Annotated in this window: 15 protein-coding genes; 1 reads left to right on the top strand and 14 read right to left on the bottom strand. The window is 67.1% G+C overall.

The annotated features are described in order from the left end of the window. Nucleotides 1-4: 4 nt before the first annotated feature. From gspG to AC1PQG_RS18140, 6 genes are all read right to left on the bottom strand, one after another. Entirely contained in the window at nucleotides 5-433 is a 429-nt protein-coding gene (gspG, locus tag AC1PQG_RS18165) for a type II secretion system major pseudopilin GspG (RefSeq protein WP_481119209.1), read from the bottom strand. A 10-nt stretch (nucleotides 434-443) separates the two neighbouring features. Beyond that, nucleotides 444-1,649, bottom strand: a complete 1,206-nt coding sequence (gene gspF, locus AC1PQG_RS18160; RefSeq protein ID WP_481119208.1) for a type II secretion system inner membrane protein GspF — start codon at nucleotides 1,647-1,649, stop codon at nucleotides 444-446. Then, a complete protein-coding gene (gene gspE, locus AC1PQG_RS18155) occupies nucleotides 1,646-3,112 on the bottom strand; it encodes a type II secretion system ATPase GspE (RefSeq protein ID WP_481119207.1) in 1,467 nt (488 codons plus the stop codon). The genes gspF and gspE overlap by 4 nt, the downstream gene beginning before the upstream one ends. Beyond that, nucleotides 3,109-5,310 (bottom strand): type II secretion system secretin GspD, encoded by a 2,202-nt coding sequence (gene gspD, locus AC1PQG_RS18150; RefSeq protein ID WP_481119206.1) that lies wholly within the window; start codon nucleotides 5,308-5,310, stop codon nucleotides 3,109-3,111. Before gspD ends, gspE begins: the two co-directional genes overlap by 4 nt. Beyond that, nucleotides 5,307-5,930, bottom strand: coding sequence for a type II secretion system protein N (locus AC1PQG_RS18145; protein ID WP_481119205.1), 624 nt, complete (start codon nucleotides 5,928-5,930; stop codon nucleotides 5,307-5,309). The genes gspD and AC1PQG_RS18145 overlap by 4 nt, the downstream gene beginning before the upstream one ends. Before the next feature lie 113 nt (nucleotides 5,931-6,043). Beyond that, nucleotides 6,044-6,682, bottom strand: a complete 639-nt coding sequence (locus AC1PQG_RS18140) for a dioxygenase family protein (RefSeq protein ID WP_481119204.1) — start codon at nucleotides 6,680-6,682, stop codon at nucleotides 6,044-6,046. Between the two features lie 22 nt (nucleotides 6,683-6,704). Between AC1PQG_RS18140 and AC1PQG_RS18135 the strand changes: the two genes are divergently transcribed. Continuing rightward, entirely contained in the window at nucleotides 6,705-6,929 is a 225-nt protein-coding gene (locus AC1PQG_RS18135) for a hypothetical protein (RefSeq protein WP_481119203.1), read from the top strand. 43 nt (nucleotides 6,930-6,972) lie between these two features. On the opposite strand, the gene AC1PQG_RS18130 is transcribed toward AC1PQG_RS18135, so the two are convergent. From AC1PQG_RS18130 to nifD, 8 genes are all read right to left on the bottom strand, one after another. After that, a complete protein-coding gene (locus tag AC1PQG_RS18130) occupies nucleotides 6,973-7,740 on the bottom strand; it encodes a tRNA pseudouridine(65) synthase TruC (protein ID WP_481119202.1) in 768 nt (255 codons plus the stop codon). A 90-nt stretch (nucleotides 7,741-7,830) separates the two neighbouring features. Beyond that, nucleotides 7,831-8,589, bottom strand: a complete 759-nt coding sequence (locus AC1PQG_RS18125) for a 4Fe4S-binding leucine-rich repeat protein (protein WP_481119201.1) — start codon at nucleotides 8,587-8,589, stop codon at nucleotides 7,831-7,833. Beyond that, nucleotides 8,582-8,890 (bottom strand): hypothetical protein, encoded by a 309-nt coding sequence (locus tag AC1PQG_RS18120; protein WP_481119200.1) that lies wholly within the window; start codon nucleotides 8,888-8,890, stop codon nucleotides 8,582-8,584. The genes AC1PQG_RS18125 and AC1PQG_RS18120 overlap by 8 nt, the downstream gene beginning before the upstream one ends. Continuing rightward, the gene (locus AC1PQG_RS18115) at nucleotides 8,887-9,606 is read right to left on the bottom strand and encodes a dinitrogenase iron-molybdenum cofactor biosynthesis protein (protein WP_481119199.1); all 720 of its coding nucleotides are present in this window, start codon (nucleotides 9,604-9,606) and stop codon (nucleotides 8,887-8,889) included. Before AC1PQG_RS18115 ends, AC1PQG_RS18120 begins: the two co-directional genes overlap by 4 nt. Nucleotides 9,607-9,642: 36 nt before the next feature. After that, complete coding sequence (locus tag AC1PQG_RS18110; protein ID WP_481119198.1) at nucleotides 9,643-9,834, bottom strand: 4Fe-4S dicluster domain-containing protein; 192 nt, start codon at nucleotides 9,832-9,834, stop codon at nucleotides 9,643-9,645. 47 nt (nucleotides 9,835-9,881) lie between these two features. Next, the gene (nifT, locus tag AC1PQG_RS18105; RefSeq protein ID WP_481117812.1) at nucleotides 9,882-10,109 is read right to left on the bottom strand and encodes a putative nitrogen fixation protein NifT; all 228 of its coding nucleotides are present in this window, start codon (nucleotides 10,107-10,109) and stop codon (nucleotides 9,882-9,884) included. Nucleotides 10,110-10,175: 66 nt separating this feature from the next. Beyond that, the gene (nifK, locus tag AC1PQG_RS18100; RefSeq protein ID WP_481117813.1) at nucleotides 10,176-11,744 is read right to left on the bottom strand and encodes a nitrogenase molybdenum-iron protein subunit beta; all 1,569 of its coding nucleotides are present in this window, start codon (nucleotides 11,742-11,744) and stop codon (nucleotides 10,176-10,178) included. A gap of 142 nt (nucleotides 11,745-11,886) precedes the next feature. Next, nucleotides 11,887-13,359, bottom strand: a complete 1,473-nt coding sequence (gene nifD / locus AC1PQG_RS18095; protein WP_481117814.1) for a nitrogenase molybdenum-iron protein alpha chain — start codon at nucleotides 13,357-13,359, stop codon at nucleotides 11,887-11,889. Between the last annotated feature and the right edge of the window lie 2 nt (nucleotides 13,360-13,361).

Here is a 13,361-nt window from a genome sequence, read left to right as displayed (position 1 = left end):
TTGATCACAGGCTCCAGGAGCCGATGTCCGCGTCGAAGCCTTCGCCGCCGGACACGCCGTCGGCACCGAAGCTCATCACATCCACGTCGCCCTTCAGGCCGGGGACCACGTACTGGTAGGGCTTGCCCCAGGGGTCCATCGGCAGCTTGTCGAGGTAGGCCTTCCAGTTCTCTGGCACCGGTGCAGTGGTCGGCTTGACGACGAGGGCCTGCAGGCCCTGCTCGGCGGTGGGGTAGCGGCGGTTGTCGAGCTTGTACAGCTTGAGGGCCTGCATGATCGCCGAGATGTCCTGCTTGGCGGCGACGACGCGGGCTTCGTCGGGGCGGCTCATGACCTTCGGCACCACCAGCGCGGCGAGCACGCCGAGGATGACGATGACGACCATCACTTCGATGAGGGTGAAGCCGCGGCTGCGGCGGAGGCGATTGAGCATTGGTACGTCCTTATTTCATCAGGGTGTTGATTTCGATGATCGGCTGCATCACTGCCATCACGATGAGCAGCACGAAGCCACCCATCAGCAGCAGCAGGATCGGCTCCAGCAAGGCCGTGAGCGTGGCGGTGCGGTTCTCGAGCTCGGCCTGCTGCAGGCGGGCGGCGCGGTCGAGGAGTTCGTCGATGCGGCCGGTGGCTTCACCGTTGGCCAGCATGTGGATCAAGAGCGGCGGAAACTGGCGGCTGGCGCCCAGCGCGCGGGACAGGGGCTGGCCCTCGCGGACGCGTTCGGCGGCGACGCCTACCGCGTCGGCCAGCGGCAGGCGGCTGATCACCTGGCGGCCGGCGTCCAGCGCGGCGAGCAGCGGCACGCCGCTGCCGGCGAGGATCGACAGGGTGCTGGCGAAACGGGTCGCGTCGAGGGTCCGCAGATGGCGGCCGAGCACCGGCAGGCGCAGCAGCCAGGCGTCCCAGCGGCGCTTGACGGCGGTGTCGCGCAGCGCGCCGCGGGCAGCGAGGATGGCGCCGATGATGGCCAGGATCATCAGCCAGCCCCATTCCCGCAGCACGGCGCTGACGACGATCAGGCTGCGGGTGAGCAGCGGCAGCGTCTGCTTGCTTTGCTGGAAGACGGACACCACCTGCGGCACCACGTAGGTCATCAGACCGATGATGACCATCAGCGCCACGCTGGCGACGATGGCCGGGTAGAGCAGGGCTTGCAGGGTCTTGGTACGCAGCGCGTTGCTGCGGTCCAGGTAGTCGGCCAGTTCGGTCATTACCTTGGCCAGCTCGCCGGATTTCTCGCCGGCCGCCACCGAGGCGCGATAGAGCGTCGAGAAGGCCTGCGGGAAGCGGTCCAGCGCGGCGCGCAGGCTGTAGCCGGAGAGGATCTCGGAACGCACGCCGGCCAGCAGCTGACGCGTGGTCTCGGTTTCGGCCTGCTCGATAAGAGCCGCCAGCGCCTGTTCGACGGTCAGGCCGGAGGCCAGCAGCGTGGCCCACTGGCGGGTCAGTAGCGTGAGGTCGGCATCCTTCAGCTTGCGCCGTGCGACTTTGGCGCCACCGCTGCCCTGGGCCACCGAGGCGACTTCCAGCGGAAACAGGCCGCGCTCGCGCAGCAGGCCACGGGCGGCCTTGCCGGTGTCGGCTTCGAGGACGCCGGCGGATTCCTTGCCGGCAGCGTCGAGGGCACGGTAGCGGAAAGCGGTCATTCGCGGGTCACGCGGAGCAGCTCTTCGGCCGAGGTCTGGCCGCCTGCGAGCAGGCGCAGGCCGTCATCGCGCAGGCTGCGGGTGCCGTGGGCGAGGGCGTGGGCGCGCAGCGCGGCTTCGTCGGCGCCGGTGTGGATGAGGCGCTGGAAGGCGTCGTCGACGACGATCAGCTCATAGATGCCGCTGCGCCCCGAGTAGCCAGTGCGTGAACACTCCGGGCAGCCGGGGGCGTGCCACAGCTGGGCCGGAGCATGGCTGCCGAGCAGGGCGCGGTCGGCCGCCGCGGTTGGTTCCGATGTGCGGCAGACCGGGCACAGCTTGCGTACCAGGCGCTGGGCCAGCACGCCGCGCAGCGTGGACGCCAGCAGGAAAGGCTCGACGCCCATGTCCACCAGGCGGGTGACCGCCGAGGCGGCGTCGTTGGTGTGCAGCGTGGCCAGCACCAGGTGGCCGGTGAGGCTGGCCTGCACGGCGATCTGGGCGGTCTCCAGGTCGCGGATCTCGCCGATCATGATGACATCCGGGTCCTGCCGGAGGATCGCCCGCAGGGCCCGCGCGAAGCTGAGATCGATGCGGCTGTTGACCTGGATCTGGCCGACGCCGGGCAGGTCGTATTCGACCGGGTCCTCGACGGTGACGATGTTGAGGCTGTGGGCGTCCATGCTCTGTAGCGCCGCGTACAGCGTGGTGCTCTTGCCGGAGCCGGTGGGGCCGGTGACGAGCAGGATGCCGTGGGGTTCGGCGAGCAGCTTGGCGAAGGGATCGACGGTGTCGGCGGCCATGCCGAGGCTGTCGAGGCTGCGCTGGCCGTTGCCCTTGTCGAGCAGGCGCAGCACGATGCGTTCGCCGTGGGTGGTGGGCAGCGTGGATACCCGCACGTCCACCTGGCGGCCGGCCAGGCGCAGGGCGATGCGGCCGTCCTGGGGCAGGCGCTTCTCGGCGATGTCGAGGCTGGCCATGATCTTGATACGCGAGGCCATCGCGGCGTGCAGCGCGCGGTGGGGCTGGGCCACGTCCACCAGCACGCCGTCGCGGCGGAAGCGCACCACCGAGTGGCGCTCGTAGGGTTCGATGTGGATGTCGCTGGCGGCCTGGCGCACGGCCTGGGTCAGCAGCGCGTTGATCATGCGGATGATCGGCGCGTCGTCCTGGGTTTCCAGCAGGTCCTCGACGGCCGGCAGCTCGGTCATCAGCTGGGTCAGGTCCACTTCCTGGCCCACGTCGGCGACCACTTCGGCGGCATTGTCGTCGGCGCCGGAATAGGCTTCGGCGAGGCGGGCCTCGAAGCCGGCGCGGGGCAGGGTCTCGATGCGCAGCGGTACGCCGAGGCTGCGGCGTACTTCGGCGACGGCGGCGAGATCGGCGCCTTCGCGGAGAATCAGGTCGGCGTGCTCGCCACCGTGGGCGGCGACGAGGATGCCGTGGGCCTTGGCGAAGGCATAGGGCAGCGACGGGGCGCTCATGGAGTTTGCGGCGCGGTCTGGGCCGGGGCGGCGGCGGCCGGTTCGGGGATGCGGTAGAAGGGCACGGTCGGTGCCGGGCTGCCCGGCGGCGGCAGCTCGGGGGCGCTCGGCTCGCTGCGCATCAGCGCGTCGCTGCGGTCGATGTTGCGCTGCTGGCCGATGATGTAGTTGTAGCGGTCCGACGAGATGCCCTGGATGCTGGCCGCGTCACGCAGGATCACCGGACGCAGGAAGACGATCAGGTTGGTCTTGCCGCGGCTGCGGGTGGTGTAGCGGAACAGGCTGCCCACGTAGGGCAGGTCGCCGAGCACGGGCACCTTCTCGACACCGCCGTTGTAGGTGTCTTCCACCAGGCCGCCGAGGGCGATCACCGCGCCGTCGTCCACCAGCACGGTGGATTCGATGGAGCGCTTGGTGGTGGACGGGCCGTTGGTGGCCGACGCGGTGGAGGCGATGATCGCCGAGGCTTCCTGGTAGATCTGCAGGCGCACGGTGCCGCCTTCGGAGATCTGCGGCTTGACCTTCAGCGTGAGGCCAACGTCCTTGCGCTCGACGGTGGTGAACGGGTTGGTGGTGGTGCCGCCGGTGGTGGCGTAGGAGCCAGTGACGAAGGGCACGTTGCTGCCGACGACGATCTTGGCTTCCTCGTTGTCGAGGGTCACCAGGTTGGGTGTGGACAGGATGTTGGCCTTGGTATCCGACTCGAGGAAGTGGGCCAGCATGTTCAGGTTGGCGATCTGCTTGCCGCCGACGGTGATTGTGCCGCCGCCAAGGACCAGGTTGAGGCCGTTGCCGGGCAGCGTCGCCGATGAACTGGAAGCCAGGCCGGCGGCCAGCGTGAGGAGGTTGTTGCCGCTCGAGCTGAAGCTGGTCCCGCCGTATGCGCCGGTGGAGCCGACCTTGCCGGCCTGCCACTGGATGCCGATCTCGGCGGCCTTGTCGGTGCTGACTTCGGTGATCAGCGCTTCCACGTAGACCTGCGCGCGGCGCTTGTCGAGTTCGTCGATGACCTTGCGGATATTGTTGTAGATGGCGTCCGGCGCAGTGATGATCAGCGAGTTGGTCATCGGGTCGGCCTGAATGAAGCCGTTGCCGGTGCCGCTGTTGTTCGTGCTGCTGTTGCTGAAGGACGGCGTCGTGCCCATCGTGCTGGTGTTGCTCGTGGACGAGCTGCCGGTCGAGCCGGTGGTGTTCGCGGTCGGGGCGAAGCTGCTGCTCTGGTTGCCGGTGCCCGTACCGGTGGTGGAGCCGGCTTCGCCGGACACCACCGCGCGCAGGGTCTGGGCGACCTTCACGGCTTCGGCGTTCTTCAGGTGCACGACGTGGATGTTGCCGGCGGCACCGGGCTGGTCCAGGTTGGCGACCAGCTGGCGTACGGCGTTGATCTTCGATGGGTTGTCGGAGCGGATCAGCAGGCTGTTGGTGCGCGGATCGCCGATCACCGTAACGCGCTGGCTGGCGTCGCCGCCGGTGCCCGGCGCGGTGGCCGCAATGCCGCTGGCGCCGTCGTTGAGCAGGCGGGTGACGGTCTGGGCCAGGTCGAGGGCCGAGGCGTGCTTGAGCGGCATCACGCGCATGTCACCCTGGGGTACATCGATGGATTCGATGATCTGCGCGATGCGGCCGATGTTCTCGGCGTAGTCGGTAACCACCAGCGAGTTGTTGCCGGGATAGGCCGTAACCGTGTTGTTCGGCGACACCAGCGGGCGGATCACCGGCACCAGCTGGGCGGCCGATTCGTTCTTCAGGTTGAAGACCTGGGTGGTCAGGCGGTCGCCACCGCCGGCACCCGCGCCCTTGCCGACCGGCACCGCGTGCAGCTTGGCGTCGGCTTCCGGCACGATCTTGGTGACGCCCTGGCCTTCGACCGCCGCATAGCCCTGCAGGCGTAGCGCGGACAGCAGGATCGAGTAGGTCAGGTTGCGGGCCACCGGACGCGCGGTGACGATGTTGAGGGTGCCCTTGACGCGCGGGTCGACGATGAAGTTGCGCCCGGAGATCTTGGAGATGGCCTGGATCACCGCGCCGATGTCGGCATTCACGAAGTTGAGGGACACCGGCTCGCCGCTGGCGGTGGTGCCGTTGTCGGCCGCGAAGGCCAGCGGTGCCGGCAGGGCCAGGGTTGTGGCGACGGTGGAGGCGAGGCAGGCGGCGAGAACGCGCCGGGTGACCCCGGAGCGACGGCGGGCTGGTTTCATTGGTTGCTGACAGGTTGCGCCGGGAAGCCGGCGGGGAATGGGGTTTGCGCGGGCGCGTCGGTGCCATTGGCCGGTGTAGGGGCCTGGAAGACCGCGGGCGGAGGCATGATTGCCGCTGGCGGTGTGGCTTGGGCATCGCTACCCGGCGCGGCCGCGCCGCGTTCGACGAGCTTGATGGTCTGGCGGGCGCCGCCGGTGGATACTTCGATGCTGTCCCGGCCGACGCTGGCCAGCGTGACTCCGGACTGGATCTCCTGGCCCTCGACGAAGCCCTGCTGGGCACCGCCGTCGATGGCGATCACCGCCCAGCCGGGGCGGCCGTCGCTGCCGGTGACGACGGCCTGCAGCGTATAGCGGCCGACCGGAGCGGCGATCACGGCCGGACCGCTGCCGGACTGGCCCATCAGGTGCCGGCTGGCGATGGCCTGGGCGGCGGCCTGCGGATCGGCCACGATGGCGACGGGCAGGGCCGGCGCGCGCGGTGCGCTGAAACGCCAGAACAGGTCGGCCGCCACCCAGGCGGACAAAGCCAGCGCGACACCCCAGACGAGGGGTGTGACGAAGCGGGCGGCGCGCGGCCAGGGCAGGCGGGACAGGTCGAGGCGTTCGGACAGGTTCATCGGGTGCGTCGCACAAAAGACCGACAATCTTAGCTGGCCTCTGTTACGGGATAAAGCGCCGCGATGACGCAGGGGTGCGATCCACACCGATCGCAACCTCCGGCAGGGAAGGTTTACGCGGATATGCCGACGGTGAGGGATGCGGAATAGCCGTTGCTCACTGAGCCGCTGATGGAGGCCATCTGGAGGCTGTAGCCGTCGCTGAAGACGTTGTCGGTGGCGAGGCTGATGGCGCTCAGGTTGCTGGCGCTGCTCGAGTAGCCGCTGGTGGCGTACACCTCTTGGCAGGTGGCGGTCGGGAAGGTCAGCTGGGAGGTCTTGAGCTTGTTGCCATAGGCGGTGGCCTTGGCGAGACTCGGATAGATCTCGAAATGGATGTGGGGGACGCGCCCGAGGTAGCAGCCGGGGAAGATCGTCAGGAAGGTGACCTTGCCGTCGCTGTCGGTTTCCTGCACGCCGCGCAGGTAGTTCTCGCCGGTGATGCCGGTGCTGTAGAGGGAATACAGGCCATCACGGGTGCAGTGCCACAGGTAGATCGCGTAGCCGGACAGGCTGGCGCAGCTGCCCGCCGTGTTCACCAACTGCAGCGTCAGGATGAGCGGAATGCCCGCCGCCACGCCGCTGGCGCCGGCAATACTGGAGCGGATGTCGCTGCGCACGATGCCCGACAGGCTGAGCGCGTTGGCAACGCCGTTGCTGTTGTAGTTGGAGCCGTCGCCGGGGTAGGGGCCGGCGGTCTCCTCGGGGATCACCGAACAACTGCTGACGCTCGACGTGATTGCGCTGCTGGAGGCCGTCGTGGTGGAGATGCTGCCGAAGCTGGCGGAGCTGCCACCGCCTCCGCCGCAGCCGGCCAGCGGCAGCGGGGCGACGGCGCCGGTCGGCGTTGGCCTTGAGCAGGGTTTCGAGGTCGTGGATGAGGTGGTGATCGTGCTTTTCCATGGTTCGCTCCGCGCGGGGGAAGGGCTTCCGGCTGGGCCGGATTGCCGCGGAGTGTAGGAAGAGCGGCCGTTAAGGCCTGTTGGAGCGGGGTAAAAACGGGTTAAGACGAGTGCATGCCGGACGGCGTCGGAAGGATCAGCGGGGCGGGCAGCGCGTCCGACCATTGCAGCGCGTTCAGCAGCGCGGCGAATTCGCCGTCGGGCGCCGCGAGCAGGTCGAGGGGCTGGCCGGAATGGGGATGCGTCAGCTGCAGGCGCGTGCACGCCAGCAGCATGCGCTGGCAGGCGAAGAGCTGCTGGAACAGCCGGTTGTGACGGCCCTTGCCGAAGGTCGAGTCGCCGATGATGGGGTGGGCGATGTGCTTCAGATGGCGGCGGATCTGGTGGCGGCGGCCGGTGTGGGGCGTCAGTTCGAGCAGCGCGTAGCGGCTGGTCGGATAGCGGTCCACCTGGTGCGGCAGCTCGCAGACGGCCAGGCGGCGGAAGTCGGTGACGGCCGGCTGGGCTTCGTCCGAGCTGCGTTCGCCGACCCATTCCTTGTCGTCGCGGCGCCGCGACAGCGGGTGGTCGATACGTCCGGCCACGGGCGGATGGCCGCGTACGACGGCCAGGTAAGTTTTGAGGACCGCCTGGCTTTCGAACTGGGTGCCGAGGGCGCGGGCGGTGTCCCTGTCCAGCGCGAACAGCAGCACGCCGGAGGTGCCGCGGTCGAGGCGGTGGGCGGGATAAACGTGGCGGCCGAGCTGGTCGCGCAGCAACTGCACGGCGAAGCGGGTTTCGTGGCGGTCCAGTTCGCTACGGTGGACCAGCAGCCCGGCGGGCTTGTGGATGGCGACGAGGTGTTCGTCCTGGAAGAGGATGGGCAGCATCGGGCGATGGTAGCCCAGGCCGGCCTCGCGGCGGCAGTGGATGTGGGCCGTGTCGGGGGCGAGCCCGTCGCCCCGCCGGCTGTGCCGGCTTCAGCCGACCTGTTTCTCGGCGCTGCTCAGGCGTTCCTGGCTTGCGCGCAGGACTTCCTCGTCGATTTCGCTGTCGAGCAGATCCCTGATGGCATCCAGCGGTGCCTGGGCGACCGCGGCGAGGCGTACCGACCAGTCGGGGTCGGCCAGCATTTTCGCCGCATCCGGCGGCAGCATGCGCCCGGCGGCGATGCGGCGGACTTCCGCCTCGCTGTCGTCGGCGTAGCAGCTCAGCGCGAAGGGCGGCAGGCGGCTGGCAACGGCCTTGCGGACTTCCCGCTCGGGGTCGTGGATCAGCGGCCGCAGCAGGCCGTGGGAGACCTTGCGGACTGCGAACATGCGCACCAGGTAGTCGATGTCTTTCAGCGCCCATTCGAGCTGTTCGGCGGGCATGCGCTGGACGGCGATGGCGCGGACGTCCCGGTCGGGATCGTGGATCAGCTCGGGCAGGCGTTCATCGGGGATGCGGCCGGCGACCACGCGGCGCACGACCTCGTCGGCGTCGTGCATCAGGTGGTCGATGGTTTCCAGTGGCGCGTAGCGGGCCGCAATGGCGCGGCGCTCCCAGAAGCCGTCGCCCAGGTAGGCCTCGGCCTCGGCCGGGTTGGCGCGGAAGAAGCGGTCGATCTGGCGGCCGCTCATCGCCACCACGCAGCGGTCGCCGGGCGTGCATTGGCCGGCGGCGAGGAGATCGGCGTGGTGGCAGCCGGCACAGTCGGCCGCCACCACGCGCAGGCCATGGGCGCCCCTGTCAGTCATCGTCGCCGGACAGCAGGGTGAACACGATGCCGCAGGCGCGATCCTCATTGGTGGTGAGGGACACGCAGTGCTCGGTGGCATCCAGCAGGTACATGGCGACGCCGTCGTGTTGGAGCCAGGTCGGCATGCGGGCCGGGATGTCGTCCTCGTTGCAGATCAGCAGGCGCAGACCCGGGTGCTCGACGCGCATGACGGCAAGCATTTCGGTGGAGCCATTGTGGGCCTTGACCCGGCCGGCCAGCTCACGGGCCAGCTCGGGGGTGATCTGCGGGCGCGGGGGCAGGGCGTTGGGGGCGTTCATGATTCGGCCTCCTCCACCTCGGTGTCCTCGGCAAAGCGTGCCAGGGATGCCGGTTCCACGCCCATCACGCGGGCCAGCCAGGGCGGCGGGGCGAGCATGGCGGTCTGCAGCTTGGCGAGGGCGTTGTCCGCCGGGCCGCCGGCCGGCCACTTGACCGGATGGACGCCGGCGCGCACGACCTTGGCCGCGGCGGGGCCGCCGATGGATTGGACGTAGACCAGCTGGCAATCGGCGATCAGCGCCGAGCGGGCGACGTTCTTGTCCTCTTCGGCGTCGGCCTCGGCGGTGCCGCGGACGGCCACCAGCCGGCTGTCGGTGGTGCTGACCTGGTAGATCAGGAAGCGCTGGCAGGAGCCGAAGTGGCCGTCGGCCAGTTCGCCATGGTTGGAGGCCATCGCGACGCGCAGGCTGTTGGGCAGGTCGCCGTCGGCGTAGGGCTGCGGTTTGGGAAGGCCGTCATCGACGCCTTCGCCCCACAGGAAGCGGACGGCGCGTTTGATGGCTTCCTTGTCGACGGTGGTCTTGCCGTCTTCGCCGGCCAGCCACAGGTTCAGGTCGGCAACGGTGACGCCGCCGAGCTTGTCGGCGGTGAGGGGCAGGCCGAGCCTTTCGGAGACCACGCCAATGAAGCCGCGCAGGTCGAGTTCGGGCATTTCGCGGACTGCCAGGGCGAGTCGCAGGGCGATCTCGCGGGTGAGGGGGGCGGTTTCACTCATGGTTGCGCTCCTTGGGCTAGGTCGTGCCGGCCGTGTTCAGGGCGCGGGCACGATGCAGCCGTCCGTCGGACACACCGAGACGCACTGGGGCTCGTCGAAATGCCCCTCGCATTCGGTGCAGCTATCCTGGTTGATCAGGACCATCCCGCCCGACGCCTGGATCGAATGGGTCGGGCAGACGGTTTCGCAGTCGGCGCAAAAGACACACAGGGCTTGTCTGATCTCCATGGCCATGGCTGCGCGATCCGTGCTGGGGAGGTTCCGTCGCGGCGAGATCAGTCGTCTTCGCCACCCACCCGCTTGGCCTTGACCGTGATCGGCAGGCGCGGCTGGGTTTCGAGAGGATCGAAGTACCAGCGGCTGCCGTCCTTCAGGACGAGCTCGCCGCCCCAGCGCTCGGGGGTGTCGAATTCGAGGGAGACGATGTCGTCTTCCAAGTCTTTCTTGGGCAGGTAGAACGACAACGAGCCGTTGTCGCTGCGCCGGATCATGATGTTCGCCATGTCGGTGTACTCCTTCTGTTCGTGCCGAAGCCCCCGTCCGGGGACGGGGGCTTGCGGGGATGCCGATTAACGAACCAGATCGTGGTTGTAGTCGGTGGTACCCATGCCGCGGGTTTCTTCGTCGAGACGCTCCATCACCGCGTTCACCAGGGTGGTGAGCATGTACATGGCACCTTCGTAACCGAGGGTGGTCATGCGATGCAGGTGGTGACGGTCGAAGATCGGGAAGCCGAGGCGGATCACCGGAACTTCGAACTCCTTGCCCTTGTGCAGGGTGTCGCGCTGGATGTACTTGGCGTAGGAGTTGCCGATCAGGAAGTCAGGCTTGTCGGTGAAGACCAGGCTGCGCATGTGCCACAGATCGCAGCCGGGGTAGGCCTTGCCGTGGATGCCGTACGGCGAGCTGGCGAGCAGCTTGTCGATGGCCTTGGCCCACTTCTTCGAGCCGTTGTTGGACAGGATGTGGGTCGGCTCGGCACCGCATTCCATCAGGAACTTGGTCAGGCCCAGGGTGAAGTCCGGATCGCCATACAGCGCGAACTTCTTGCCGTGCAGCCAGGTGTGGGAGTCGCCCATCATGTCCACCAGGCGGCCGCGCTCCAGCTCGAGGCTGGCGGGGATCGGCTTGCCGGTGACTTCCGAGATCTTCATCAGGAATTCGTCGGTCCAGTCCAGGCCCATCGGGATGTTGAGCTTGGGGACGTCGTGCTTCCAGGTGTTCTCGACGAACTTCTTGGTCTTTTCCAGCTGCATCGGCTGGAGCAGAACCGTGGTGATGGCGTTCGGCGCGGTCTTGACCTCGTCGATGGTGGTGCCGCCTTCATACATGCGGAACTTGCCGTCGGACGGGGTATCGAGCACTTCGGTGGGGTCGGACAGCAGGGTCGCGTCGACACCCATTTCACCCATCATGCGCTTGATGACACGATAGTTGCCGAGGTAGGTCTCGAAGCCCGGCACGAAGTTCACCTTCTGGCTGGAACCGACAACCTTGTCGTCCATGGCGTTGAGGGTGAAGTAACGCGCGATGCCTTCGAACATGTTGTCCCAGCCGGTGGTGTGGCTGCCGACGAAGGACGGGGTGTGCGCGAAGGGGACCGGGTATTCCTGCTCCAGGTGACCTTCCTTCTTGGCGTTGTTGATGAACGCGTTGAGGTCGTCACCGATCACCTCGGCCATGCAGGTGGTGGATACGGCGATCATGGTCGGCTTGTAGATCGCCTTGGCGTTGGCGAGACCGTCGAACATGTTCTTCTGGCCACCGAACACGGCTGCATCTTCCGTCATGGAGTCGGACACGCAGGAGACCGGCTCGCGGAAATGACGGTTGAAGTAGGTGCGGAAGTAGGCCACGCAGCCCTGCGAACCATGGACATACGGCATGGTCTTTTCGAAGCCCAGGGCACACAGCACGGCGCCGAGGGGTTGGCAGGCCTTGGCGGGGTTGACCGTCAGGGCTTCGCGCTTGAAGTTGAGTTCCTGGTATTCGGCGGTGGTGGACCACTTGAAGGCTTCGTCAACCTTGGAGGTTTCGTGGCCTTCTTCGTAGTCATCCTTCTTCCGCTTCAGGACGTCCTTGTACTCGTCGTTGCGGAACAGGGGATAGCACGGCTTGATGTCGTCGACTTCTTGCATTTCTCGTCTCCCAGCCCGGCCGCCAATCTGCGGACCCAGGCAACAGGTCGGAAAGGTGGGTGGCGACAGGGGTCGTCACCCGCATGGGGCTTGCGTCGCCCCGCCGCAAGGGCAGGGCGGATGCAGCAGACTTGCTACGGAATCAGGCGGCGGCAGCCAGCGGGGCTGCGTCGTCGTTCTTCTTCCACGGCGGGGTCTGCGTCTTCCAGCAGGGGTTGTTCAGGGTCATGTCCATGTCACGGGCGAAGATCGCGAAACCGTCGTAACCGTGGTAGGGGCCCGAGTAATCCCAGGAGTGCATCTGACGGAAGGGGATGCCCATCTTCTGGAAGATGAACTTTTCCTTGATGCCGGAGCCGACGAGGTCGGGCTTGACCTTCTTGACGAACTCTTCGAATTCGAAGCCGGTCACGTCGTCGTACAGCAGGGTCGCGTTGCCCATTTCCTTGACGGTGCGCTCGTAGTCGTCGTTGTGGGCGAATTCGTAGCCGGTGCCGACCACTTCCATGCCCAGGTCTTCGTACGCGCCGATCACGTGACGGGGACGCAGGCCGCCCACGTACAGCATGACCTTCTTGCCTTCGAGGCGCGGACGGTACTTGGCGATGACGGCGTCCATCATGGCCTTGTACTTGGCGATCACGCGCTCGGCGCCTTCTTTGATGGTGTCATCGAAGTAGGTGGCGATCTTGCGCAGGGATTCCTCGACCTTGGTCGGGCCGAAGAAGTTGTACTCGACCCAGGGAATCCCGTACTTCTCTTCCATGTGACGGCTGATGTAGTTCATCGAGCGGTAGCAGTGGAGGAGGTTCAGCTTGACCTTCGGGGTGTTCTCCATTTCGGCCAGGGTGCCGTCGCCGGACCACTGGGCGACCACGCGCAGGCCCATTTCCTCGAGGAGGATACGGGACGACCAGGCGTCACCACCGATGTTGTAGTCGCCGATGATGGCCACGTCGTACGGGGTGGAGGCGAATTCCTTGGCGTCACGGTTGCCGATCACCCAGTCACGGATCGCGTCGTTGGCGATGTGGTGGCCGAGGGACTGGGAAACACCGCGGAAGCCTTCGCAGCGCACCGGCACGACGGTCTTGCCGAACTTGGCGGTAGCCTTCTTGGAAACGGCTTCGATGTCGTCGCCGATCAGGCCGATCGGGCACTCGGACTGCACGGAGATGCCCTTGTTCAGCGGGAACAGTTCTTCGATTTCGTCGATCAGCTTGGCCAGCTTTTTGTCGCCGCCGAAGACGATGTCGCGTTCCTGGAAGTCGGAGGTGAAGTTCATTTCACCGAAGGCGTTGATCCCGGTGACACCGACGTAGTAGTTGCGACGACCGGCACGGGAGTACTGGCCGCAGCCGACGGGGCCGTGGGAGATGTGGATCATGTCCTTGATCGGACCCCACACCACGCCCTTGGAACCGGCATAGGCACAGCCGCGGATGGTCATCACGCCGGGCAGGGACTTGCGGTTGGAGGTGATGCACTTCTTGGCATTGGCCTCGTGATCGTTCACCGCGAGGTGCTTCGTACGATCCTTCTTGGCCTTTTCGGGGTAAACCTCCAGCACCTCCTGGATGAGGGCTTCGGTTTCTTCACGCGTAAGCGCAGCCATGG

It is taken from the genome of Zoogloea sp. GDB6 (genome assembly GCF_056724105.1).
The sequence above is the reverse complement of the archived record's forward strand: the minus strand, read 5'-3'. Positions and strand labels throughout refer to the sequence as shown.